This is a genomic window from Streptomyces sp. SID11385 (assembly GCF_010548245.1).
GTDB lineage: Bacteria > Actinomycetota > Actinomycetes > Streptomycetales > Streptomycetaceae > Streptomyces.
Genome location: NZ_JAAGLR010000204.1, coordinates 1 through 578 on the forward strand (window position 1 = coordinate 1; position 578 = coordinate 578).

1 protein-coding gene and 1 pseudogene are annotated in these 578 nt (G+C 77.7%); both read left to right on the forward strand.

Features of this window, described 5'->3' with window-relative positions; translation table 11 throughout:
* Positions 1 to 321 (forward strand): annotated as a pseudogene (locus G3I42_RS06330) (methyltransferase); the annotation flags it as partial.
* Complete coding sequence (locus G3I42_RS06335) at positions 305 to 574, forward strand: CDGSH iron-sulfur domain-containing protein (RefSeq protein ID WP_164283167.1); 270 nt, start codon at positions 305 to 307, stop codon at positions 572 to 574. The pseudogene G3I42_RS06330 and the gene G3I42_RS06335, both read left to right, overlap by 17 nt.
* The last annotated feature ends 4 nt before the right edge of the window (positions 575 to 578 follow it).

The window sequence follows — 578 nt, forward strand, 5'->3', positions numbered from 1 at the left end:
CGCGGCAGGAGCCACGCGGCCTCCCTCGCCTGGGACGCGGGCCCCGGCGGACGGCACCTCGTCGACCGGGTCTGCGCCCACGCCGGCGACGTCCTCTCCCCGCGCGGGGTGCTGCTGCTCGTGCACTCGGCGATGTGCCGGGCCGAGGAGACGCTGCGGCGGCTCGGCGAGTCGGGGCTGCGGGCGGAGGTCGCCGAGCGGTGCGAGGTGCCGTTCGGCCCGGTCACCCGCGCCCGGCTCGCGTGGCTGCGCGCGGAGGGGCTGCTGGACGCGGGGGCGAGGACCGAGGAACTGGTGGTGATCCGTGCCGAACGCGCCTGAGCACCCGCGCCGGGACGGGGCCGAGCGGCCCCGCCGCATCGTGGTCGACCGTGAGGGACCGCTGCTGATCGAGGGCCCGGTGGAAGTGGTCGCCGACGACGGGACGGTGGCGGTCTCGGACCGCTTCGTCGTCGCGGTCTGCACGTGCCGCCGCAGCCGTACGTACCCGTGGTGCGACACGAGCCACCGCGGCCACCGCCGCCGGGCGCGCCCGGAAAGCCCGCCGCGCGAACGGGAAGGAGGCGGCGCATGACGAC